Raw genomic sequence first — 24,374 nt, forward strand, 5'->3', positions numbered from 1 at the left:
TTCCGTCAACATTTAGTTATGAAGATATTAGTTTTATCAGGTCCACAGCACGATTACAATATCCCGCTTCATTATCAAACCATCCGATGATTTTTACGAAGTCAGGTTTCAGTACTTTCGTTAAGGGCGCATCGAATATGGCAGAAGAAGTGTCCCCAACGATATCAGCAGAGACAAGCGGCGATTCTTCATATTTTAAAACACCCTTCATATAGCCCTCGGCCGCTATTTTCATCACATTTTGTATATCTTCCAATGTTACATCTGTAGCAATATCCAAAGCTAAGTCAACGAGAGAGCCGGCAGGAACTGGAACACGATAAGCTATTCCGTCAAGCTTCCCCTTAAGTCGCGGGATAATTTGTTCGACAGTTTGCACGGCCCACGTAGTTGTGGGGATTATGGAAAGTGCCGCGGATCGTGCTCGTCGCATATCCTCATGCGGATAATCAAGGAGACTTTGATCAAGAGTGTATGCGTGGACTGTTGTTATAAAACCTCCTTTGATGGTAAAACTATCTTCCATTACCTTACATAATACAGCAGCCGAGTTGGTTGTGCCGGATGCATTTAGTATAATTTTTTCATCACCGGTAAGAATATCGTGATTCACACCAAAAACTATGGTAGCGTCAACAGGATCGGTACTAGGTGTCGTCAGGAGAACCTTTTTCGCTCCGGAATTTATATGTATATCCAAAAATTCTCTGTTTCTGGCAATTCCGGTTGATTCAATTAGAACATCAATTCCATAGTCGCCCCATGGAAGGTTTCCTTCTTCTTCACGAAGTGAAAGGACTGGAATACTTTGTCCGTCCACAATGATATTTTTATCATCGTGAGATATTTCGCCATCATAAATACCATGGATTGAATCATATTTCAAAACAGTTGAAAGGCTGAACGCATCAGCTCTATCGTTAATTACCACAAATTCAATATCGGCGTTCCGAAGTTTTGCCGCTCTGAATATAGTTCTTCCTAATCTGCCAAATCCGTTTATAGCTACTCTTGTTGCCAATCCAGTCTCCTTGTTATTATATTTTTTCTGTAGATTAAAGTAAAATTATTAGAGTCTAACATCAAGCCTCAGCCACAGGGTCTGAGCTTGATGGAGGAGGGAACTCCGACCCGCCATCACTTTTAGGCTGGTGCATAGTGATACTTCCATATTGATTCTCATAACGTCTAATATTTTCCTGTAACGCATTCAAAAAAGCTTTTGCGTGCATCGGAGCAATTATTATTCTTGATTGAACATTAGCTTTGGGAACGCCCGGTACTACCCTACAAAAATCAAACACAAATTCAGCCGGTGAATGAGTAATAAGAGCTAAATTTGCGTACTCTCCGTCTGCTTTTTCCTGTGGAAGTTCGATTGACAGTTGTCTTTTATTTTCCTTATTCATTTCTGCCTCAAATATGATTGATAAATAGTAATCGCCTATTTGGCAGCCTAACTTATCATTATTCTATTTGTATATCAAGCCAAAAGCAGGTTATTATCTCAGAAATGGCTGGAAATAGTTGCGAAAAAGGTTATACGGCCGCACCGAGTAAAATATTGTCAATGAGTCGCGTTTTATCGAATAGAACCGCGATAACAATAAGCGCGCCATTCTCAGTTGATTTCAGCGGTAAAAGAGTTTTTTCGTCCACAATAGCTGCGTAATCTATGGTCGCGAGATCCGCATTTTTAAATTCAGAAAGTATATTTTGATGCAGTTTAACCGCGTCAAACTCTCCATTTTTGTGGTTTTTTTCGGCTGATCGTAACGATTTATATATTATGGCTGCCTGACTGCGGGCTTCGGTAGATAAATATGTATTACGAGAACTCATTGCGAGTCCGTCATTCTCCCGTATGGTGGGACAGACAATTATTTTTATATCGAAATTTAAGTCTTCAACCATCTTTTTGATTATCAATGCTTGTTGTGCGTCCTTCTGACCAAAAAATGCTAATTTAGGGTTTATTACATTAAAAAATTTATTGACGATAGTCGTTACACCCTTGAAATGGGACGCTCTCGATTCGCCCTCTAAAATGTCACTTAGGTCTTTTACAACTGTAAAAGTGCTAAAGCCATTGGGATATATATCCTCTGCCGATGGATTGAAAATCAGTTTAACTCCCAACTCCCGGGCGAGATCTTCGTCACGGGCAAAGTCCCTTGGATAGCTTGCAAGGTCTTCTGATGGGGCAAATTGAGTAGGATTAACGAAGATGCTAACGATAGTTTCATCAGTAGATTCGAGCGATTTACGGATTAAACTTAAATGTCCGTCGTGAAGAGCGCCCATAGTAGGAACAAACCCGATATTTACCCCATTACTCCTGAGAGAGTTAGAGTAAGATTGCATCTCAGCGACAGATCTGATAATCCTCATTCGTAAGATTCAGCGCTGCTGGGATAGCTCCCATTCTTCACATCCACACAGAATTTTTTCACAGCGTCGGAAATGGTTTTTCCTACTTGAGCATAACGCCTGACAAATTTAGGTTCAAATCCGGCGTAGTTCCCGATGAGGTCGTTTATTACGAGAATTTGTCCATCGCAATGCGAACCTGCGCCGATTCCAATTGTGGGAATTTGAATGGCGTTTGTTATGTCCGTAGCGGTTTTGGTCTTAGTCGCTTCAATGACAATTGCGAACGCACCCGCATTCTGAAGAGCAATGGCATCTTCGATAAGCTCATCGTGTGAAACGGAAGTTTTTCCCATTACCTTATACCCACCGAACTCATTTACTGATTGAGGTGTCATACCAATATGACCGAACACAGGTATCCCTGAATCCACGAGCGCCTTTACAGTATCGGCAGACCTCTTCCCACCCTCTATTTTAACACCGTCAGCCTGTCCTTCCTGCATAAAACGCGCAGCGTTTATTTTTGCGGTAGGAATATCAGATTGATATGATCCGAACGGCATATCTCCGATTAACATCGCTTTAGGACTCGCCCTCGAAACCCAGCGCGTAATGAAAACCATCTCATCCATCGTAATCGGTAGAGTGGTTTCATGACCCGCTATAACCATTGCGGCTGAGTCCCCGACAAGTATGAGGTCAACACCCGCGTCATCAAGCAGGAGAGCGGTGGAATAATCGTATGCTGTGAGGCAGACGATCTTTTCCCCGTTTTTTTTCATCCGGTGCAGCGTTTCAACGGTTACTTTCTTTCTTTTGGCCATTAGATAATCTTCTTATTGTGTTGCATTGATGACGCCTCCCCCGATTAAACGGTCAGAATCATAGAAAACTGCCGATTGTCCGGGCGTAACAGCTTCCACAGGGCTTTTAAATTCGACGCTCCATTCGCCATCGGATTTCTTCCGAACCATCGCTTCATTACCTTTGTCATGGTATCTGATTTTAACGTTAGCGTTAAATTTATCACCATCTCTTGTATTATCAATAATATTTACATCCGCGAGTGAGAATTCTGTGGACATAAGCTCCTCTTTCGACCCGACTCTGATGGTGTTATCCATTGAATTGATCTCAGTGACATAAGCGGGTTCGCCCAGTGCGATTCCGAGTCCCTTTCGCTGTCCGATAGTGTAATTGGTATAGCCTTGATGAATCCCAAGAACATTTCCTTCCGTGTCGAGAATATCGCCGTCCGGTACAAGCTCCTCGATGCCTTCAACATTTTCTCGAATGTACCGTCTGTAATCGTTATCGGGAATAAAGCATATTTCAAAGGATTCAGGAGTTTTAGAAGTGCGTAGTTTCGCCTGTTCAGCCTTCAATCGAACTTCAGGTTTGCTAAGTTCGCCAAGCGGGAACAACGTTTTTTCAAGCTCGGACTGCTTAAGTCCCCATAGCGCGTAAGTTTGATCTTTATCTGAATCAATGCCCATTCGAAGTTCGGCAGCGGATTTGGAATCTGCACGATGAATTCGGGCATAATGACCGGTAGCAACAAAGTCCGCATCAAATACTTCTGCTTTTTCGAGGAGTGTCTCCCACCTGACGAGAGAATTGCATCGGACGCAAGGATTTGGAGTATTACCACGTAAGTATTCGGATTTGAAATTATCTATTACTTTTTCGTGGAAAAAATCAGATACATCAAAAACGTAGTGAGGAATCTCCAACTGAGCCGCCACCATTCGAGCGTTCTCGATAGAGCCGAGCGAACAACAGGAACTTTCCGAACTGAGATTTCCTCCTGCACTTTCAAATTCCCAGTTCTTCATAGTCACGCCGATTACGTCATAACCCTGCTCTATGAGAATTAATGCCGCCACTGAACTGTCAACTCCGCCGCTTAACGCCATTATGACTTTCTTGTTCATTGCGCTGCAATCTGAGGCGTTGTTTTTCGGAGTCTTATGACCTGCTCCTTAATAGCTTGAACCACAAGTTCCACATCTTCCTCGTTGTTTTCTCTGCCGAAAGTTATCCGCACTGTTCCAATTGCCTCTTCGTCGTTTAATCCGATAGCTTTTAATACGCTGGAAATTTTTACCGCGCCTGAAGAACAAGCTGCGCCTGCTGAGGCTGAAATCCCCTGAGTATCAAGGTTCATTAAAAGCGCTTCTCCGTCGATCCTTTCAAAAGTGAGAGAGAGATGACCGGGAATACGATGAGTCGGATGTCCGTTTAGGCTCACACCACCGACTTTTTCGGAAAGGAGTTCAAATAAATTTTTTGCCATATTTTTCACAGACAGGGAATCCGACTTCAACCGTTCGGCGCGAAGCGCGGCTGCTTTGCCGAAGCCGACGATGCCCGGAACGTTTTCCGTTCCACCTCTTCTGTCACGCTCCTGATGACCGCCGAACATAATCTGGTCAATCCCAACGCCCGAGCGGACGTAAAGAGCTCCGATTCCTTTAGGACCGTAAATTTTGTGGGACGAAACACTTGCCAGATCCACATCCAATTCTTTCAGGTCAATGGGTACTTTACCGTACGATTGCACAATATCCGTGTGTATCAATACTCCGGCTTCTTTTGCTATACCGGCGAATTTGTGAATAAGGTTAATAGTGCCGATCTCATTATTGGAATGCATAAGAGAAATAAGGATGGTCTCAGGAGTTATTTCCGCTTCAAGGTCGTGTGGATGGATGCTCCCGTTCCGGTCTGTAAAAAGGTACGTAATTTTAAATCCTTCTTTTTCCAACACTTTGCAACTGTCTAAAATAGCGGGATGTTCTGTTTCAGCCGTTATGATATGATTGCCCTTATCCTTCAGCGAATGGGCGATGCCAATTAGTGCCCAATTGTCCGCTTCAGTTCCGCCACTTGTAAAATGTATTTCGTCAGGAGATGAGTTCATCAGTCCGGCCACTCTCTCCCTGGCTTCCTCTATGAGAAACTTAGCGTTTCTGCCGTCCGCATGAGTACTGGAAGGATTGCCCCAGCCTTCGCTCATAGCATGGCTCATAGCAGCTATAACCTCAGCGTCAACAGGTGTTGTAGCGCTGTGGTCGAGATATATATGTTTATTCGGTTTCATCATTAATTCTCAGCCAAGCAATTTATGAATTCGTTATATCAGATGCAAGAATGGGAGGGGTATTAAGGATCATTAAAATCCGTACTTATTTTTACTTTGGAGAATCATCCGTTTTTTTAAGAACCATAACGGGACAATTTGCTCTATGCACAACCTTGTTTACCGTACTTCCCATAAGGAGCCGCTCCAAACCGCTCTTACCCAGCGAAGGAATGATAATGAGGTCAATGCCTTCTTCGTCAGCGTATTCAATTATTTTCCTTCCCGGTCTCCCGTGAACTACTCTTGTATAAACTTCAATGCCTTCCAGCGGAGCGTTTGATGTGAACTCGTGAAGGGCTTTTTCAGCATAATCGAGCTGGCTATCTAAAAAATCTTCTTCCGAACCGTCACCCTCATTTGTATAACCTGAGAGGTCAATAGGCTCTGCTACGTGAAGCAGCGTCAGGATAGCTCCGTAGCTTCTTGCCATTTCTGCGGCTCTCCATAATGCGTTGACTGATGTAGCGCTAAAATCAACGGGAAGCAAAATGGAACGGTAGTTTGGATACGGATTTTCCTTGCCGTCACTTCCACATCGAACCGTCATAGTAGGACAATCAGAAAGTCTGATTATCTTTTCCGCCACGCTTCCCATAATGAGCCGCCTGATGCCTGTTCTTCCATGCGTCCCCATGACTATCAAATCCGACTTATGCTCGGCAGCATAATTAATAATTTCATTCGTAGGCGAAATACCTCTCCTGAGCACCTTTTCTATTAAAACGGGAGTTTCAATCATTCCTTCTTTCGTATGGAGCATCTCTTCGGCGGATGTCATAATCTGGTCATAAGATTTGGAATCCTCGGAAAATACCGATTCGATTTTCCCTCTGTCGCTTTCATGCACGGTAACGACATGCAGCATTGTCACCGCGCCCTGAAAACGCTCAGCGATAGTAATTGCCTGATATAGGGCGGCATTAGCGCAGGGCGAAAAATCGGTAGGCAAAAGTATTTTCCTAAAATTGCTCACTTAGTTTCCCATCGGTCTAATATACCATTTTTAAATCTAATTCTGACAGATGGAGTTCTGTCATAGTGCCAAATTTCTATCAGGTCATCTTTCTCTTTATGGTTGGCAAAAGATATGGGTTTGCCCCACGAGAGAAGCACTGCTTCGCGGGACATTTTCTTGGTAATAGCTTCATTTTCGATATTTAACCAAAGTTTCTCTTTCCACTCGGGATGAGTCAGTCTCGGATTTACTTTATGAAAAACATTTTCTATAAACTGCGGAGGTGATTCAGGCGATAGATTCAATTCGGAAAAATTCATATTAATAAAAACTCTTCTTCCATCGGGTTCAATGAATGTAAGTCTGATAGGTTTCCAGGCGTCATTGCTCCACTCGATATTCCAAAGGAACAGAGGCTCGAGATTTGTGACTGCCTGAGGTATTTCGTAGGCAAGAACGGAATCAAAAGTATAAAACATAGAGCGGTTATTCCAGAGAATAGCGCCGGTTAGTTTCATAGCTTTTTTGAAATCCTTAATGAAGCCGACATCGGGAAGGTGACCGTCAAAGCTCATGGCGTAGAGCGTCGTGTCGGAATCAACAATGTCCACAGTAACGAAATACGGATCAAACTGGTCGTCTCTTTTCAGGTCAACAATAATTCCCTTTCTGCCGTAAACCTGCGATGGAGAAGGATTTATATTTTTAATCGGAGAAAGCGACCAAGATTTATAAGGCTCCTTAATTGAAGAAGTATCAATAGGGAGAAAAAATATTTCTTCACCAAGCCACTCAGAAACATTATTGTCGAAAGTCGAATTTTGGGAATAGGCGCTGGAGAAATTAAAAAGCATCAGAATTATCAGAACCATCCTAAAAATTTGAGAATTATTCGATTGTATCATCAGATGCAGCTAAGTGTTTCGTATCGTTAAGAATAATAGCTCTGGTTTCCATAGAGCCCATAACTTCCAACCGATTTATACAGGCGTTGCTCTGACCTATTTCCCAGATTTCCGCGAGTGGCATGGGAAGCAGCATATCGAGTAATATAGTATTGAGACCTCCATGCCCCATAATTAGAATATTCCCTCTCTGGTGTCCGTTCGTAAGATCTAAAAGGATAGGTTTTACTCTAATTTGTATATCCAGAATAGATTCGCCACCTTCAGGTTTATATTCCAAGTGAGACAAGCCGCTTTTCTCCTGAGCCTTAAAATATTCATCCCAGCTCTTGCCCTCCAGAATTCCTAAATTTCGTTCACGCAAGCTACTTTCCGGTACAAGCACTGCGCCAATCAGGTCGCTGATGATTAAGGCTGTATCGATTGCTCTGTCCAAATCAGACGAGTGAATTGCAGTTATGTCCTTATTCCGCAAAGCCTCGCCGAGTAATCGTGCCTGCTCAAAACCTTTTTCGTTGAGATTTCCGGGAGTTCTTCCTTGAAGTATTCCACTTACGTTTTCTTTTGTTTGTCCGTGGCGAGTAATGTATAGATGCATTATTTATTCCTGATAGAAAGTTAATTTATAATCATTTTATTAAATAAAAAAGCTGGACTTAGCTATAATAGCATCTAATGGAAATAAATTCAGTCATCAGGAATTGAGGATTTTTATCTTGACAACAGAATAAATAAATGTAAATTAAAAGCGCTACAGAACTTTGTTTCAACTAACTGCAAAAAAATTCATAAACAATATCTAAGCGGGAAACAATAAACATAGACGAAAATAGGATAGACTGAATTAGGAACACCTGCCGAAAGACTTAACAAATTTTTTAAAACATTTTAAATGTTATCTAAAACGCAAAAACTTTTCTGAGTGGCGTTCGAACAATCGAAACTAAATTTTAAAAGGATAGGAATTAATGGGAATTGATATAAAAAAACTTCAAACGATGAAAATATCGGAGCTTTCCAAAATTGCGTTAGAGCTGGAGCTACCGGAGGCTTCGAGTAAGAAAAAACAGGAAATTATATTCGGAATACTTGAAGCTAAATCCGATAAAGAAAGCCAAATACATTCAAAAGGTGTCCTGGAGATATTGCCGGACGGATATGGATTTTTGCGATCAGTAGATTACAATTATCTTCCCGGACCTGACGATGTTTACATATCACCTTCACAAATAAAGAGATTTAGCCTTAAAACCGGAGATACGGTTTCCGGGCAGATAAGACCGCCTAAAGATAACGAGCGATTTTTTGCGTTGCTTAAAGTTGAAAAGGTCAATGACGAAGATCCCGAAAAATCGAGGGAAATAGTCTTATTCGATAACTTAACCCCTCTTTATCCCGACGAAAAAATTGATCTTGAGTGCGAACCGAACGGATATTCAATGCGAATTATGAACTTGCTTACTCCTATAGGCAAGGGTCAGCGTGGACTTATCGTGGCTCAGCCGAAGACAGGCAAAACGATTTTGCTTCAAAAAATCGCTAACAGCATAACGCGCAATCATCCTGAAATAATATTGATTGTGCTGCTTATAGACGAGCGCCCTGAAGAGGTAACAGATATGCAGCGTTCGGTGGATGCAGAAGTGGTTTCATCAACATTTGACGAACCGCCGGAAAGGCACGTCCAGGTTGCCGAGATGGTTCTTGAAAAATCCCGCCGACTCGTTGAGTACGGCAAGGATGTTGTCATACTTCTCGATAGTATAACACGCCTTGCAAGAGCGCATAATACGGTTGTTCCTCACAGCGGGAAGATTCTTTCCGGTGGTGTGGATTCAAATGCTCTCCACAGACCTAAACGATTTTTCGGAGCTGCGAGAAATGTCGAAGAAGGGGGAAGTCTTACGATTATAGCAACTGCATTGATTGACACGGGAAGCAGGATGGATGATGTAATATTTGAAGAGTTTAAGGGAACAGGAAACATGGAACTTGTTCTCGATCGCAGGCTCAGCGACAGAAGGATATATCCTTCCATTGAGCTAAACCGTTCCAGTACACGAAAGGAAGAGCTTCTCCTGTCCAAAGAAGAGCTGAACAGGCTGTGGATATTGAGGAAATTCTTAAGCGATCTTAACCCGGTGGAGGGAATGGAATTTCTTTTACAAAGGATGAAACGTACTAAGAGTAATAAAGAATTTCTTGCCTCTATGAGTGATTGGAACTAATATAAGCAGAATTCCCCCTGATATTTAGGGACTTCCATATTACATAATTCGGTGCCGGAAATATACGCCGAGGCTTTTAAGGGGGCCTTATCGATGAAATCAATTCATATCGATATTATTAGAATCAACATAGGTGCGTCAAGTAAAATTTCGAGCCATCACTTTAGGGCATTTATGCTTAAAAGATTTGCCGACAGCGATTTAGCAAGATTATCTGAGGGATATGCGGAAAAAGTAAAACAAATTCCATTGATCCAATATAAAATAATTGATGATAGTCCGTTTATTTATGCTATGGAAAAAGGAGTAGAAGCAGTAAAAAAAATTCTTCCTGATCTTACGGAGCTTTATTTAGGGCATAAAAATTACCCCGTCAAAGAAATTAACGAAGAGGAATCGGACGCTGAAATAGGTATGAGCCAAAAGCGCAGAAAATATTTTTTTGAAACTCCCTGGCTCGCTTTCAGCGAATTGGATTATAGTGAGTTTAAGTATCTCTATCAGGAGGAGCGTTCAGCGGCACTTTCAAAAATGCTTATCAGAAATATACTCGGAATTGCGAGAGCATTCGAGTGCGAAATAGATTCAAGAATCAAGGTTAAGCATTCTCTAAAAGAAATCCCTTCATTCAAACTCGGCACAACGTTACCCGGATTTGTAGGAGAATTTGAAACAAATTTTCAGATTCCGATTCATCTTGGGTTAGGAAATATGTCTGACAGAGGTTTCGGAAGCGTAAAATTAAAGTAAAAGTCAAGTGATTCTTCTTGCGGTGAGGGGTATAAAAACTTATATTCACCAGCTGTAAGGTAACGGAAAATGATAAAACTATCAGACAGAATAAATAATATTCAGCCGTCGAAAACTATGGCTGTAATGGCGATGGCGGCGGATTTAAAGTCGCAAGGTGTTGATCTTATTGATTTAGGCGCCGGTGAACCGGATTTTCCAACTCCTGAGCATATTAGAAACTTAGCCAGAGATGCAATGGAAGCGGGCTACACCAAATATACTAAAGTAGATGGAATTGTTGAACTCAAAGAAGCTATATCTGCGAAGTTTGAACGAGATAATTCCCTGAAATATTCTCTGGACGAAATAATCGTCACGGGAGGAGCAAAACAGGCAATCTATAATGGTATTATGGCGACTATTAATCCCGGCGATGAAGTGATTATTCCGGCTCCATATTGGGTATCATTTCCGGAAATCGTGAAAATGGCGGACGGGGTTCCCGTGATTGCGGAGCTTGACACGACCAATGGCTGTCGGAGTACAAAGGAAGCGTTTGAGAGCTATGTAACAGATAAAACAACCGCTGTAATATTGAATTCACCTTCAAATCCTGTCGGTTCGTTGCTTGATGACGATTTTATCGAAGATGTTATTGAAGCTGCACAAAAGCATAACTTGCTTATCATTTCAGACGAAACCTATGAGCGTATAACATTCGACAAGGAATATAAAAGTATCGCCTCATATGAGGGAGCATTTGATTTAACATTGACGGTAAACTCAATGTCAAAAACATATTCGATGACAGGCTGGAGAATCGGCTTTGCGGGAGGTGCGAAGAATTTGATCAAAGCAATGAGCAAAATACAATCGCAAAGTACGTCAAACGCAAACTCTATAGCTCAAAAGGCTTCCGAGGGAGCTCTAAACGGAGACCAATCTGTCGTTGAATCAATGAAAAACACCTATATGGAAAGACGAGACTTAATTTACAAGGGTCTGAGCGAACTTTCGGGAGTGGAAGTAATAAAACCCGAAGGAACTTTTTTCATATTTCCCGATATCAGCTCGTATTTCGGGAAGTCCGCTAACGGAAAAGTAATTAATAACTCAACAGATTTTTCAGAATTTTTAGTAGAACAGGCAAAAGTGGTAGTCATTCCCGGTGTGGCATTCGGTTCGGACAACAATATACGAATTTCATTTGCTTCACCGAAAAAAGTATTGACCGAAGGCGTCGCGCGAATAAGTGATGCTCTTAACTTATTGAAGTAATTACGGAGGAAGAAATTGAAAAAAGATATACATCCGGAATATAAATTGCAGACAGTAACGTGCGCTTGCGGAAATAGTTTTCAGACCCGCTCAACTGCCAACGATTTACACGTTGAAATCTGTTCTGAATGTCATCCGTTCTTTACAGGAAAACAGAAATTAGTTGACTCCGCAGGTAGAGTCGAAAAATTCCGACGGAAATATGGCATAAAAGAAGAAACAGAAGCTTAAGAGAAAAAATCATTATAATCGGGCGCCGGAATAGTTTATTTCGGCGCCTCTTTTGATATAATAAAATGGAAAAAAAGAAAAAAATACTCGTCGGTGGACAAGCGGTAATTGAAGGCGTGATGATGCGCGCTCCCGGCGCTTACTCTACCGCTGTCCGGAGAGAAAACGGAGAAATAGAGGTAGAACGGCACGAATTCACATCAATATTGGAAAGACGAAAAAAGCTGAATATACCTGTATTAAGAGGTATGATAGCGCTATTCGAAATGATGAAAATCGGTTTCGCAACGTTGCAGTGGTCAGCAGATAAAAATATGGAGGACTTGGAGCCGGATAAAGAAAATAAAGCGCCCGGCAAGCTTGCAAAAGCAGGTACTCTTCTGTTTGCCTTATCACTCGGGCTGGGGATATTTTTTATTCTTCCGCTGTTTCTGACTACAAAATTTTTTAATGTGGAAAAAGAAGCAATGGAATTCAATCTGGTTTCAGGTTCCATAAGGATCACACTCTTTCTGGTCTATATCGGTCTGATATCTTTGGTGAGTGACATCAAAAGACTATTTATGTATCATGGAGCAGAGCATAAGATGATTTTTGCGTTCGAAGCGGGATGTGAACTATTGCCATCTGAAGCGATGCCGTTTACGAGGTTTCACCCGAGATGCGGAACAAGTTTTTTGCTCATTGTGATGATAGTTTCCATTATAGTTTTTGGGATAATAGATACGGTTTTACTCGGTTATATCGGCAGAATTAACCTTGGAATGCGCTTACTTACACATTTACCGTTTATTCCTTTTGTGGCAGGAGTTGGATTTGAAGCGATTAAGCTTTCCGGCAAGTACGGCAGCACAAAGATAGGCAGAATAATAATAGCGCCGGGTCTGTGGCTCCAAAGGCTTACTACTAAAGAACCGGATGAATCACAATTAGAAGTTGCGGCGGCTGCGCTTAAATCCGCTCTCGGAGATAAATATGATGAATTCGTCGGTAATAAATTTGAGGCGGACGCTGTATAATGAGCTCGGTTCAAAATTTAGAACAAGTGTTAGAGAGATATGATGAATTATCAACTCTTCTGAGCGACCCGGCAGTGATGGCTGACAACAAACGATATCGCGACCTGGCAAAGGAGCATAGTGAAATTGCGCCAATTGCTAAAAAGGCTGAAGAAATCACAAAGCTCCGTAAGAAGATATTGGAAGACGAAGAAATTATCGAGGGAAAAGATGAGGAGCTGATAGAGCTGGCGACGGATGAACTCAAGGAATTAAACGGCTACCTAAAACCTCTCGAGGACGAAATTCGAGAACTCCTTTTACCGAAAGATCCTGATGACAACAAGCGTGCAGTATTGGAAATACGGGCGGGTACCGGAGGCGACGAAGCGGCGATTTTCGCGGCTGACCTATACCGGATGTATACGAGATATCTTGAAAGAAAGGGCACCAAAATTGAAGTCCTTTCAAGCAGTCCAACTAATATGGGTGGATTTAAGGAAGTGATATTTTCTGTATTGGAGGACAATTCATACGGTGACCTCAAATTCGAAAGTGGAGTCCATCGTGTTCAGAGAGTGCCTGCGACAGAAACAAGCGGGCGTATTCATACTTCTGCCGCGTCTGTGGCCGTACTTCCGGAGGCAGACGAAGTGGATGTGGAGATAAAACCCAACGAAATAAAGGTAGATGTATTCAGGTCTTCAGGTCCGGGTGGGCAGAGTGTCAACACTACTGACTCGGCGGTCAGAATAACTCACATTCCCACAGGGCTGGTAGTTTCGTGTCAGGATGAAAAATCCCAGCACAAGAATAAAGCTAAGGCGTTAAAGGTTTTGAGGTCTCGTTTACAGGAATTAATGAAAGAGGAGCAAGATAGCGAAATTGCTGCCGAACGGCGTTTGCTGGTAGGGAGCGGTGACAGAAGCGCAAAGGTGAGAACATATAACTTTCCGCAAAACCGGGTTACGGATCACAGGATAAATTTGACTCTTTATAGCTTAACTGAAATTATGGATGGTGATTTAGATGAGCTTATAGAGACCAACAAACGGGAAATGCGCGAGAGATTAATTCAAGAATTAGAGAAAGATAAATAATGCCTATGACGGATGCCCGACAAAAATGGAATATAAAGGAAATATTAGATTACTCGGAGGACTATTTAAAATCCAAGGGAATCGAGTCTCCCAGAGTCGAAGCAGAATGGCTTCTTTCGCACGCTTTAGGCAACAGAAGAATTGATCTATACCTCCAGTTTGACCGACTACTTTCATCTTCCGAATCAACACATTTTAAATCTTTACTAAAAGAGCGACTTGACCATAAGCCACTTCAGTACATCACCGGTGAGACAGAATTCATGGGGTTTTCATTACTGGTTGATGAAAATGTTTTAATCCCCCGCCCGGAGACAGAACAATTAGTGGAGAAAGCAATTGAGTTGCTTCAGAATGTGAACACGGCTCCGCTTAAAGTTCTTGATGTAGGAACAGGGAGTGGAAATATCGCCATCGCAATTGCTAAATTTTTACCCTCAGTTGAAGTTACCGCAATTGACATTAGCGAAGCAGCAATAAAGATAGCCAAAGAAAACGCCGAAAAAAATGGTGTAAGTGACAGCATCAAACTCCTGGTATATGATTTTAATTCCGATGGTTTCCCCGATGAAAAGTATGATATGGTAATTTCCAATCCACCGTATATTTCGATGTCAGATATGAATAATTTGCAGGATGAGGTCAAGAAATGGGAACCGGAAGCTGCATTAACTGATTATTCTGACGGCATCAAAATGATAGAAAAAGTTATAAATTTAGCCGCGAATTCAATTCAAAAAGGGGGGTATATTCTTATTGAGATTGGTGGGAATGAGCAGAAAAAGAGAGTGCAGAAATTGCTTTTGAATGCCGGTTTTTTGAACGTTTCTGTGGAATCGGATTACAATTCGCACGCGCGATTTGCCTTCGCGGAGCGGTAATAAAGGAAAAGGCTTGAGCAGGAAAGAAATAAAAGGATACATTAACCTGATTCGACCGCACAATGCCGCCATAGGCGGTTTTTCTGTTTTTATCGGAGCATTTTTAACTGGAAGCTTGGAACCTGTTTATCCTCTTATCGCCGCCTGCGTCAGCGGGTTATTACTGACGGCGGCAGCGAACACGATAAACGATTATTATGACGTGGAATCTGATAGAATCAATAAGCCGGAGCGACCGATACCCGCCGGTCAGGTAACTAAAACATCTGCCAGAAAAATAGCTATGATGCTATACATTTGTGGAATTGCAGCCGGTGCGCTCGTTAATCAGACGGCACTGATAATAGCAGTAATCGCAGCTATGCTAACGTATATTTATTCCGCCCGCTTGAAGCGCACTTCATTTTGGGGAAACCTTTTGGTAGCGTTGCTCACCTCATTGGCATTCATATATGGCGGAGTAGCAGTCGGAAGGGTAAAAGAATCATTGATTCCGGCGCTGTTTTCATTTTTTTTCCACTTCGGACGGGAGGTACTAAAAGACATAGAAGATATGGAAGGAGATGCCAAATTAGGCTTAAAAACATTCCCCTTGAAGTACGGAATCGAACCTTCTCTCAAACTTGCGGGATTTTCTTTCGGAATTTTAATCATTCTGACATTTTTACCTTTCCTTTATGAAATCTACAATCTAATTTATTTTATTGTGGTTTTACTCGGTGTTGACCTTTTGTTGGTTTACACCATGATATCCGCCCGGAGAAATTCTGGAAGTGCGAACCTGAAAAGATTGATTACGCTATTGAAATTTGACATGCTTATAGGGTTATTTTCCATGTATCTCGGTATAGCATGAGCAGTTTCGTTCATCTCCACAACCACTCAGATTACAGCTTACTTGACGGCGCTTGCAAAATTCATTCGTTAGTTGACGCAGCCGCAGAATTTGATATGCCCGCAGTTGCTCTCACTGATCATGGAAATATGTTCGGTGCGATAGAATTTTATAAATACGCCAAATCGAAGGGGATTAAACCTTTAGTGGGAATGGAGGCGTATATCGCCCCGCGCACCAGGCATGAAAAATCTTCCACACCCGGAAGAAGAGAAAAAACATCTTTTCATATTCTGCTGATCGCGGAGAATAAAACGGGTTACAATAACCTTATGAAGCTCTCCAGTTTGGCTTATTTAGAAGGTTTTTACTATAAGCCGAGAATAGACAAGGAAATTTTAAGAGAATACAGTGAGGGGTTAATTTGTTCTTCCGGCTGCCTCAACGGCGAATTGAATTATTATCTTTTAAAAGGTGATAATGATGCCGCTCTCGCAGTAGCGGAGGAATATAAATCCATTTTTAACGGGAATTACTATTTGGAAATTCAGAATCACGGGATGCCGGAAGATGAAATCATCCTGACCGAAGTCCCGAAAATTGCCGAGAAACTTAATATCCCGCTTATTGGGAGCAACGATTGTCATTATCTCCGAAAAAATCATGCGGAAGCGCATGACGTATTGCTATGCCTCCAAACAGGGAAAACTCTTGAGGATACAGACCGGCTGAAGTATAGCTCCGATAATTTTTATTTCAAAGACCCTGATGAAATGTCCGCTCTCTTTGAGAATCAGCCGGACGCAATAAAGAACACGTTGGCGTTGGCTGAAAGAGTTGATATTGATCTTGACACCAAAACATTTCATATGCCTAATTTCCCGCTGCCTGAAGGGGAAAAAACTCCTGAAAAATATTTGGAAAACTTGGTTTGGGAGGGAGTAAAGGAAAGGTATCCGGAGGTAACTTCCGAGATTAAGGAAAGGGTGGAACACGAAGTCGAAACAATTAATTCAATGGGTTTTGCCGGATATTTCTTAATTGTTAATGACTTTATCAGATATGCCAAAGAGCAAGGAATTCCAGTAGGTCCCGGAAGGGGTTCTGCCGCGGGAAGCGTAGTATCTTATGCTCTTGGAATCACAGCTGTTGATCCTTTACAATATGGATTGATTTTCGAGCGTTTTCTAAATCCCGACAGAATCAGCATGCCCGATATTGATATAGATTTTTGCTATGAGCGTCGAGGAGAAGTGATCAGTTATATTAAGGAGCGGTTCGGCCACGATTCAGTTACTCAGATAATTACATTCGGTACGATGAAAGCAAGAGCGGCTATACGGGATGTGGGGAGGGTATTGAATATGCCTTATTCCGAAATTAATTCTATCGCGAAGCTTATTCCATTGGGTCCGAATGTCACTCTTGAAGAAGCAATGCGAAAAGTGCCCGAGCTTGTTGAGATAGAGAAAATTGACGACACCCATCGTAAGTTAATCGAATATTCAAAACTACTGGAAGGGATGAGCAGGCACGCTTCTACTCATGCCGCTGGAGTGGTTATCACTCCCGGCGCTCTGTCAGATTTTGTTCCGCTGTACAAATCAGCCTCTGATGAAATCACTACTCAGTATGATATGAAGATGCTTGACTCAATCGGTCTGCTGAAAATGGATTTCCTTGGCCTGAGAACTCTTACCGTATTGCAAAAAACATTGGATATGCTTGAAGAAAAGGGAGTACATCTCGACCTTGAGAAAATAGATATGAATATCCCTGAGGTTTATGACCTCTTCACATCGGGGAATACCATAGGGATTTTTCAGTTTGAATCAGCAGGTATGCAGGATACGCTAAAAAAACTCAAACCCACACGGTTAGAAGATCTTATAGCTGTAAATGCTTTGTATCGGCCGGGTCCGATGGAGAACATTAAAGAATTTATTCAGCGGAAACACGGAAAGAAAAAGATAGAATATCTGCATCCCGATCTTGAACCTATACTAAAAGAGACTTACGGCATTATTGTTTATCAAGAGCAGGTTATGCGTATAGCCAATGAACTTGCGGGTATGACACTTGCTCAAGCAGATATAATGCGTTCAGCTATGGGTAAGAAAAAGAAAAAACTCATGGAGGAACAAAAAAAATATTTTCTCGAAAGCAGTAAAAAGAGTAATCTCGACGCTAAAATGTCGAAAGATTTGTGGACGCTGTTAGAAAAATTCGCTCAATACGGATTTAACAAGAGTCACTCTACCGCATATGCTTTCATTGCGTATCGGACGGGTTACCTGAAAGCTAAGCATCCAGCGGAATTTATGGCTGCTACTATGGCAAGTGAAATGACCGACACGGACCGGATCAAGATCTTGATAAAAGAATGTAAACGTTCCGAAATAGAGATAGCGCCTCCCGATATTTCGTTTAGCCAGACTGATTTTACGACAGGGGAAAATAAAATATTCTATGGCCTTGCCGCGATAAAAAGCGTCGGTGTAAAGGCTGCTAATTCGATTGTCGCTGCTGTAGCCGAACACGGTCCGTTTAAAACTCTTTACGAATTCGTGAAACATGTTGACTTGCGTTTAGTAAATAAAAAAGTACTTGAAGCGCTTGCCTGCTCCGGGGCGCTGGACTCTTTGGAAGGTAAACGCTCATCGAAATTTGAAAGTGTAGGCAGAGCTTTAGAATTCGCACAACGGCATCAATCTCAGCTGAGTCGTGGACAAACCAATATTTTTGACGCTGCTCCATCAGAATCTGCGGGAAATGAACTACCAAAACTTCTGGATACAGAGGAATGGAGCGAAGAAGAGCGTGTAGGGATTGAATTCGACTCTTTCGGATTTCATCTGAGAAAGCATCCACTTGAGAAGTATGAGTTAGAGCTAAAATCTTTCACGAATTATACTCCGGGAGAAGAACTTTCTAATGGGATTAATACTATCAGAACCGGAGGTCAACTAACCGAAGTCAAAGTGCATTTCGATAAGAAGAACAGACAGATGGCATTCTGTACATTGGAGGGAATAGAAGGCTCTACCGAACTGATCGTATTTCCTGATGTATATGAGCAATACAGAGAAATTATAAATAAAAAAGAAAGTCGTGTATTGGTCACCGGAAATCTTTCTACAAGGGATGAATCCGATGTGAAAATAGTGCCCAACAAATTCATTTCCCTTGATGGTTCGATGGAAACATTGACTACCTCAGTAATTATCAACGTAGATCTTTCTACGCACTCACCGGAAGCAATCGAACGTATTAAGGATTTAGCCGATAAATATAAGGGCAATATACGGATTGGATTTTCTATACGGATGGATGATAAAACGCTCGGAAATCTACTGTCAAGCAGCGTATCGGTAAAGCCGGATAAGAATTTTTTTAACGGTGTGTATGAAATACTTGGAAGCGACTCAGTCCGATTGAAGGGTTGATATTAGAAAGAAATGATAGCTTTATTGCAACGAGTCACCAGGGGCAAAGTAAGGGTAAAAGACAGTGTAGTAGGCGAAATTGGTATGGGATTGGTAATTCTACTCGGAGTCTTTCAGGATGACACAGAGAAAGAGTCCAAAATTCTTGCCAATAAGACCGAAAACTTACGGATATTCAATGACGCAGATGACAAAATGAATCTTTCATTATTGGATGTGAAAGGGGAAGCACTTGTAATCTCGCAATTTACTCTTTGTGCCGATTATAAAAAGGGAAGGCGACCGAATTACCTAATGGCAGCGGAGCCGAAAATGGCGGAAGAGCTATACTCCAAGTATATTGTTGAATTACAAGAATCAGGTACCAATGTTCAGGTCGGTGAGTTCGGCGCGATGATGGATGTGGATTTAATAAATAGCGGGCCTGTAACTATAACTCTTGATACGGAAAAATTTTCGAGAGCATAGGGAGAGAAGTGGGGAAAAAGATAAGAGTACTAATAGCAAAACCGGGACTTGACGGTCATGACCGCGGAGCGAAAGTTATAGCGAGCGCGCTTCGTGATGCCGGAATGGAAGTAATATATTTAGGGCTGAGGCAAACTCCTGAGATGATAGTAAACGCTGCGATACAGGAAGATGTAGATGTAATTTCTCTCAGCATATTATCAGGAGCGCATATGACGATCTTCCCGGAAGTACTTGACCTGATGAAACAGGAAAAAATTGACGATGTTCTCTTAACGGGCGGTGGTATTATCCCGGGGAAAGATATGAAAGAATTAGAGAAATTAGGTGTAGGTAAATTGTTCGGTCCGGGAACTCCATTGGCGGTAGGCGTTGATTATATTAAAGAATGGGTATCTAAGAACCGAAATATTTAAGAGCGGGGAATTGACAAAGACTGAAATAGATAAATTAAATAAAATGACTGCCCAGGCTTTGGAAGGCGGTGGTGAAGAGCGAGTAAAAACCCAGCACGCCAAGGGGAAGCTGACTGCCCGTGAACGTTTGGATATTTTACTTGACGAAGGAAGTTTTAATGAAATGGATATGTTTGTCAGGCACCGTTCACATGACTTCGGATTGGAAAAAAGGCGATATTTAGGTGATGGAGTTGTCACGGGTTACGGGAAGATCAATGGTAGATTGGTCTTTGTTTACAGCCAGGATTTTACCGTATTCGGCGGTTCGCTTGCCGAAGGGCACGCAGAGAAAATTTGCAAAATTATTGATCTTGCCGCGAAGGTAGGAGCGCCGATAATCGGATTGAACGATTCAGGGGGAGCAAGAATACAGGAAGGGGTCGTTAGCCTTGGCGGATATGCGGATATTTTCCTAAGAAACACTATGATGTCCGGCGTAGTTCCGCAGCTGTCGGCGATAATGGGTCCATGCGCCGGTGGAGCGGTATATTCTCCGGCTATTACCGATTTTATACTTATGGTAAGAAACAGTTCCTATATGTTCGTTACCGGCCCTAATGTAGTCAAAACCGTAACGCATGAGGAGATAAGCGCCGAAGATCTCGGCGGAGCGGACACTCATGCCACCAAAAGCGGAATCAGTCATTTCACATGTGAAGATGATACGGATTGCCTTCTTACGCTGAAGAAATTACTGAGTTACCTACCTCAAAATAATATGGAAGACCCGCCGAGATTAGAATCCGATGACCCTATTGACAGAGCCGATATGGAGCTTGATTCCATTATTCCCGAAAGAGCAGAAGAGCCATACGATATGAAAGATGTTATTAAATCGGTAATAGATGATGCGGATTATTTTGAAGTTCAAAGTGAATACGCCAAAAATATTTCTATCGGGTTCGCAAGATTAAATGGGCAATCAATTGGCATAGTTGCAAATCAGCCTGCGCATTTAGCCGGTGTTCTTGATTCCAACTCCTCAATAAAGGCAGCCCGGTTTGTACGTTTTTGCGACGCATTCAATATTCCGCTCATCGTATTTGAAGATGTACCGGGATTTCTCCCCGGAACTAACGAGGAGTGGAGAGGAATCATTAAACACGGAGCAAAATTACTGTATGCGTTCAGCGAGGCGACAGTCCCGAAGATAACCGTCATCACCCGTAAAGCGTATGGCGGAGCGTACGATGTAATGAATTCGAAACATATTAGAGGCGATTTTAATTTTGCGTGGCCTACAGCTGAAATTTCGGTTATGGGTCCAAGAGGCGCCACAGAAATTATTTTCAAAAAAGAAATTGCCGATGCGGATGATCCTGAAAAAGAAGAACAAAAATTAGAAGCTGAATATAAGGAAAAATTTGTTAATCCTTATTTAGCTGCTGAACGGGGATTTATAGATGAAATAATTCTTCCGCATAAAACAAGGCAAAAGTTAATAAGCTCTTTAGAAATATTAGAAAATAAGGTAGATTCTAATCCGAAGAGGAAGCACGGAAATATTCCGCTGTAAGCGGAGTTAAAATTTTGGAGCAACTATGAGTTTTCAAGATGATCAGGTCTTTTTAGAAAAATATCTCGACGAACATTTAAATACTGTCCTCGGACTAAGACTCGCAGAGAGGTATATTTCTACTGATAACTTAGAAGGCGCCCATCAAACGCTGACTGAGTTTCTCGAATCTAATTCCGATAACGCCACCGCAATGTTTCTGTTAGGAGAGATAGCGTTTAAGGAAGGTGACAACGAAAAGGCGCAAAACCTGTACGAAGAAACGATTCAAGCTGACCCTTCATATACTGCCGCATATCATCGTCTCGTAACAATAAGCACAGATGATAGAGATGAAGCGACCGTAAAGGATATATATGCTCTATTAAATCGCCTGAATCCTTTGGACAGTCGGGCTGCGGCAGAAGTTGGTGAGAAGGGAAGCGATGCTTCATTTAAGTCCGATTTTTCAAAAAAAGTTTTAAATCAATTCACGCTTACAACGGCTGATCCTGAAGAGAGTCTAATCAGCTCGGAAGCCTACACCGAACCCGCGAATATTCCGTTGGGTGGAGAAGATGCAAAAACTGAAATAGAGATAGAAGAGGTGAGTGACGAAGAAGGTTCATTCGATTTGGATTCGGCTGGGGAGACTGAGGAGGTTGAGTCAGCTGAATCCGGTGAAACTTCATCTGAAGATACCGGTATGACGGATTCCGAAGATTCTGACAAATTTGGAGTCCAAATAGAGCCTGATGAACCTGATAATGAAACTGATTCGGATACTTCGGAACCCGAAGAATCATCTGAATCTGGGATTGAAGAATCAGAGGAGGACAATCCCTTTGGGGTTGGCGGAGCAGATGAAGCCGATGAGAAACAATCTGAAGATGAAGAATCGGAGGAGGAACAGACCGGGGAAGAGAGTACGGAAGATTCTGAGGATGAGGCAGCTGAGGAAGAAGATAAATTAGAAGAGACCGAAGAAGATTCCGAGCAACCTGAAGATGAGACAGTAGAAGAGCCGGTAGTGGAAGAAATAGATTCAGATGATGAAACAGTGGATGAAGAAACAACTACTGAATCCTCCGATCAGGAAGAAGAACCGTTTGGAACTGAAGAATCAGAGGAGGAACAAACAGGGGAAGAAAGTTCGGAAGATTCCGAGGATATAGCAGCTGAGGAAGAAGATAATTTGGAAGAGTCGGAGTCTGCCGGTGAGGTTGAACAGGCTGAAGAAGACTCTGAAGATTCAGTATCTGACTCTGATGATACAGAAAGTTCCGATATAGATTCGATCCAAGAAGAAAGTGAAGCAGATTCAGAAGACTCGACCGAAGAGGAAGAAAAAGATTCAGATGACAATTTAGAAGAGACTGATTCGGCTGAAGAATCCGAACAGGTCGCTGAAGACTCTGAACAGCCTGAAGACGAGACAGTAGAAGAACCGGCAGAAGCCGATGAAACAGAAGCCGAAGAACTACCTGAAGAAGAAAATAACGAAGAAATAGAATCAGATGATGAAATAGCTGAAGAAGAAACAACGACAGAGGCCACCGATAAAGAAGAAGATCCGTTCGGCAGTGAAGATACTGAGGCGGAAGAATCATCAGCTGCTGAAGAAAGTCCTGATATGGATTCTTCCAAAGAAGAAGAAAGTGAATCAACATCAGGAGATTCGACCGAAGATGATGAAACAGCTGATGCAGATAAAAAGATCAGTGATTCTATTGTGGACCAAGATTCACGCGGTTTCGAGTTGCCGCCGTTCTCAAAAGAAACATTAGCGGATATACAATTAGATGATCAAGACGAATCTTCTGAATTGAACGCGGAAGAAGGCAACGATATTATAGGTCAAGATGAAGGGGCGGACGCTTTAAATATTCCTTTAGATTCTGATGATGATTCAGATAATACCGACAATTTGGAAACAACCACAGAAAATATGATTGATGATTCCGGTACTGAAGAACATAATATTCCTTTAGATGAAGAGACGGCTACTGAAGAAGCAGGGCTTGATACACCCTCTGATTATGAATCCTGGGTAGATAAAGATGTTACACCCGGGTCAATGACATCAGGCGGAAGTGATGATGAAAATAACATCAATAAAAATACCTTTGAGGGATTATTATCCGAACCGGATGTTGCTGTGGAAACTTTAGACAGTGAAAACCCGGAAGAAGAATCAGATGGAATTATAATAGAAGAAACTGAAGATTTTCAGAAAAAAATTGATAATATATATAATTTGGATGAAGAAGAGGAAATATCACCTCTTCAGGCGTGGTTTTTGGAAAAAAACTCAAGCGGGGCTGAAGAACAGGCAGACAAAGGAGAAACCAAATCTGAAAATGTCGATCCGCCGTTGACCGAACCTATGCCTGTGCCATTTAGTGAAGAGGAATCTCAAGACGGAAGTGATTCGGATAAATCTGAAGATAATGATAAAGAGTGGGACGACTTTGTCGAGACGACAAGCAAGAACAAGACAGATTCAGTGGTGGCGGACAAAACAGTGTCAAAAGATTCCGAATCCGTAGCTACAGAAGTTGACAGAGATCTTCAGAATATCTTCGATGATGTAGTAACAACAGACGGTGATGATACGGATAAGCAGGAAGATGATGCCGAAGAGTCAAAATCCGCATCTATCGGAGGGGTAAAACTCAGTAATGATCTTGCAACGTTTACACTCGCTGAGATTTATACTAATCAAGGGCAATATACAGAAGCGCTTTCTGTTTTAGATTTGCTTGAAAATAATGGAAAAGACCCTGATAAAATTTCATCAATGAGAGAGGAAATTAAGGAAAAAATAGAAGAAAAAAACAGGTAAG

22 protein-coding genes are annotated in these 24,374 nt (G+C 41.9%); 13 read left to right on the top strand and 9 right to left on the bottom strand.

The window, feature by feature from the left end; all coding sequences use genetic code 11:
- Positions 1-16 precede the first annotated feature (16 nt).
- The 9 genes from IIB39_04475 to IIB39_04515 all read right to left on the bottom strand — a co-directional run bounded on the left by IIB39_04475 (position 17) and on the right by IIB39_04515 (position 7,976).
- A complete protein-coding gene (locus IIB39_04475; GenBank protein ID MCH8927956.1) occupies positions 17-1,021 on the bottom strand; it encodes an aldehyde dehydrogenase in 1,005 nt (334 codons plus the stop codon).
- A 61-nt stretch (positions 1,022-1,082) separates the two neighbouring features.
- Positions 1,083-1,409 (bottom strand): DUF3467 domain-containing protein, encoded by a 327-nt coding sequence (locus IIB39_04480; protein ID MCH8927957.1) that lies wholly within the window; start codon positions 1,407-1,409, stop codon positions 1,083-1,085.
- 130 nt (positions 1,410-1,539) lie between these two features.
- Positions 1,540-2,391: a pantoate--beta-alanine ligase gene (locus tag IIB39_04485; GenBank protein ID MCH8927958.1), complete on the bottom strand. Its 852-nt coding sequence runs from the start codon at positions 2,389-2,391 to the stop codon at positions 1,540-1,542.
- Entirely contained in the window at positions 2,388-3,197 is an 810-nt protein-coding gene (panB, locus tag IIB39_04490; GenBank protein ID MCH8927959.1) for a 3-methyl-2-oxobutanoate hydroxymethyltransferase, read from the bottom strand. Before panB ends, IIB39_04485 begins: the two co-directional genes overlap by 4 nt.
- 12 nt (positions 3,198-3,209) lie before the next feature.
- Positions 3,210-4,307, bottom strand: a complete 1,098-nt coding sequence (gene mnmA, locus IIB39_04495; GenBank protein MCH8927960.1) for a tRNA 2-thiouridine(34) synthase MnmA — start codon at positions 4,305-4,307, stop codon at positions 3,210-3,212.
- The gene (locus IIB39_04500) at positions 4,304-5,476 is read right to left on the bottom strand and encodes a cysteine desulfurase (protein ID MCH8927961.1); all 1,173 of its coding nucleotides are present in this window, start codon (positions 5,474-5,476) and stop codon (positions 4,304-4,306) included. Before IIB39_04500 ends, mnmA begins: the two co-directional genes overlap by 4 nt.
- 91 nt (positions 5,477-5,567) lie before the next feature.
- Positions 5,568-6,491 (bottom strand): universal stress protein, encoded by a 924-nt coding sequence (locus tag IIB39_04505; GenBank protein MCH8927962.1) that lies wholly within the window; start codon positions 6,489-6,491, stop codon positions 5,568-5,570.
- Positions 6,488-7,378: a hypothetical protein gene (locus tag IIB39_04510; protein MCH8927963.1), complete on the bottom strand. Its 891-nt coding sequence runs from the start codon at positions 7,376-7,378 to the stop codon at positions 6,488-6,490. The genes IIB39_04505 and IIB39_04510 overlap by 4 nt, the downstream gene beginning before the upstream one ends.
- Positions 7,362-7,976 carry a histidine phosphatase family protein gene (locus tag IIB39_04515; GenBank protein MCH8927964.1) on the bottom strand — a complete coding sequence of 205 codons (615 nt, stop codon included), beginning with the start codon at positions 7,974-7,976 and terminating at the stop codon, positions 7,362-7,364. The genes IIB39_04510 and IIB39_04515 overlap by 17 nt, the downstream gene beginning before the upstream one ends.
- A gap of 370 nt (positions 7,977-8,346) precedes the next feature.
- Here IIB39_04515 and rho point away from each other — a divergent pair, with 370 nt between their 5' ends.
- The 13 genes from rho (at position 8,347) to IIB39_04580 (ending at position 24,373) form a co-directional block, all read left to right on the top strand.
- Positions 8,347-9,606 carry a transcription termination factor Rho gene (gene rho / locus IIB39_04520; GenBank protein MCH8927965.1) on the top strand — a complete coding sequence of 420 codons (1,260 nt, stop codon included), beginning with the start codon at positions 8,347-8,349 and terminating at the stop codon, positions 9,604-9,606.
- A gap of 93 nt (positions 9,607-9,699) precedes the next feature.
- Positions 9,700-10,356, top strand: a complete 657-nt coding sequence (locus tag IIB39_04525; protein MCH8927966.1) for a hypothetical protein — start codon at positions 9,700-9,702, stop codon at positions 10,354-10,356.
- Between the two features lie 69 nt (positions 10,357-10,425).
- Positions 10,426-11,616 (top strand): pyridoxal phosphate-dependent aminotransferase, encoded by a 1,191-nt coding sequence (locus IIB39_04530; protein MCH8927967.1) that lies wholly within the window; start codon positions 10,426-10,428, stop codon positions 11,614-11,616.
- A 15-nt stretch (positions 11,617-11,631) separates the two neighbouring features.
- Positions 11,632-11,847 (top strand): 50S ribosomal protein L31, encoded by a 216-nt coding sequence (gene rpmE, locus IIB39_04535; GenBank protein ID MCH8927968.1) that lies wholly within the window; start codon positions 11,632-11,634, stop codon positions 11,845-11,847.
- A 65-nt stretch (positions 11,848-11,912) separates the two neighbouring features.
- Positions 11,913-12,866 (top strand): DUF1385 domain-containing protein, encoded by a 954-nt coding sequence (locus IIB39_04540; GenBank protein MCH8927969.1) that lies wholly within the window; start codon positions 11,913-11,915, stop codon positions 12,864-12,866.
- Positions 12,866-13,945, top strand: coding sequence for a peptide chain release factor 1 (gene prfA / locus IIB39_04545; protein MCH8927970.1), 1,080 nt, complete (start codon positions 12,866-12,868; stop codon positions 13,943-13,945). The genes IIB39_04540 and prfA overlap by 1 nt, the downstream gene beginning before the upstream one ends.
- On the top strand, positions 13,945-14,826 hold the full coding sequence (gene prmC, locus IIB39_04550) for a peptide chain release factor N(5)-glutamine methyltransferase (GenBank protein MCH8927971.1): 882 nt from the start codon (positions 13,945-13,947) through the stop codon (positions 14,824-14,826). The genes prfA and prmC overlap by 1 nt, the downstream gene beginning before the upstream one ends.
- Positions 14,827-14,839: 13 nt before the next feature.
- Positions 14,840-15,682, top strand: coding sequence for a geranylgeranylglycerol-phosphate geranylgeranyltransferase (locus IIB39_04555; protein ID MCH8927972.1), 843 nt, complete (start codon positions 14,840-14,842; stop codon positions 15,680-15,682).
- The gene (locus tag IIB39_04560) at positions 15,679-19,107 is read left to right on the top strand and encodes a DNA polymerase III subunit alpha (GenBank protein MCH8927973.1); all 3,429 of its coding nucleotides are present in this window, start codon (positions 15,679-15,681) and stop codon (positions 19,105-19,107) included. Before IIB39_04555 ends, IIB39_04560 begins: the two co-directional genes overlap by 4 nt.
- A gap of 12 nt (positions 19,108-19,119) precedes the next feature.
- On the top strand, positions 19,120-19,575 hold the full coding sequence (locus tag IIB39_04565; GenBank protein ID MCH8927974.1) for a D-tyrosyl-tRNA(Tyr) deacylase: 456 nt from the start codon (positions 19,120-19,122) through the stop codon (positions 19,573-19,575).
- An 8-nt stretch (positions 19,576-19,583) separates the two neighbouring features.
- A complete protein-coding gene (locus tag IIB39_04570; GenBank protein MCH8927975.1) occupies positions 19,584-19,991 on the top strand; it encodes a cobalamin B12-binding domain-containing protein in 408 nt (135 codons plus the stop codon).
- 43 nt (positions 19,992-20,034) lie between these two features.
- The gene (locus IIB39_04575; protein MCH8927976.1) at positions 20,035-21,549 is read left to right on the top strand and encodes an acyl-CoA carboxylase subunit beta; all 1,515 of its coding nucleotides are present in this window, start codon (positions 20,035-20,037) and stop codon (positions 21,547-21,549) included.
- A gap of 25 nt (positions 21,550-21,574) precedes the next feature.
- Positions 21,575-24,373, top strand: a complete 2,799-nt coding sequence (locus IIB39_04580; GenBank protein ID MCH8927977.1) for a tetratricopeptide repeat protein — start codon at positions 21,575-21,577, stop codon at positions 24,371-24,373.
- Position 24,374 lies beyond the last annotated feature (1 nt).

This window comes from Candidatus Neomarinimicrobiota bacterium (genome assembly GCA_022573815.1).
In the GTDB taxonomy this organism is placed as follows: Bacteria; Fidelibacterota; SORT01; order SORT01; family SORT01; genus JACZTG01.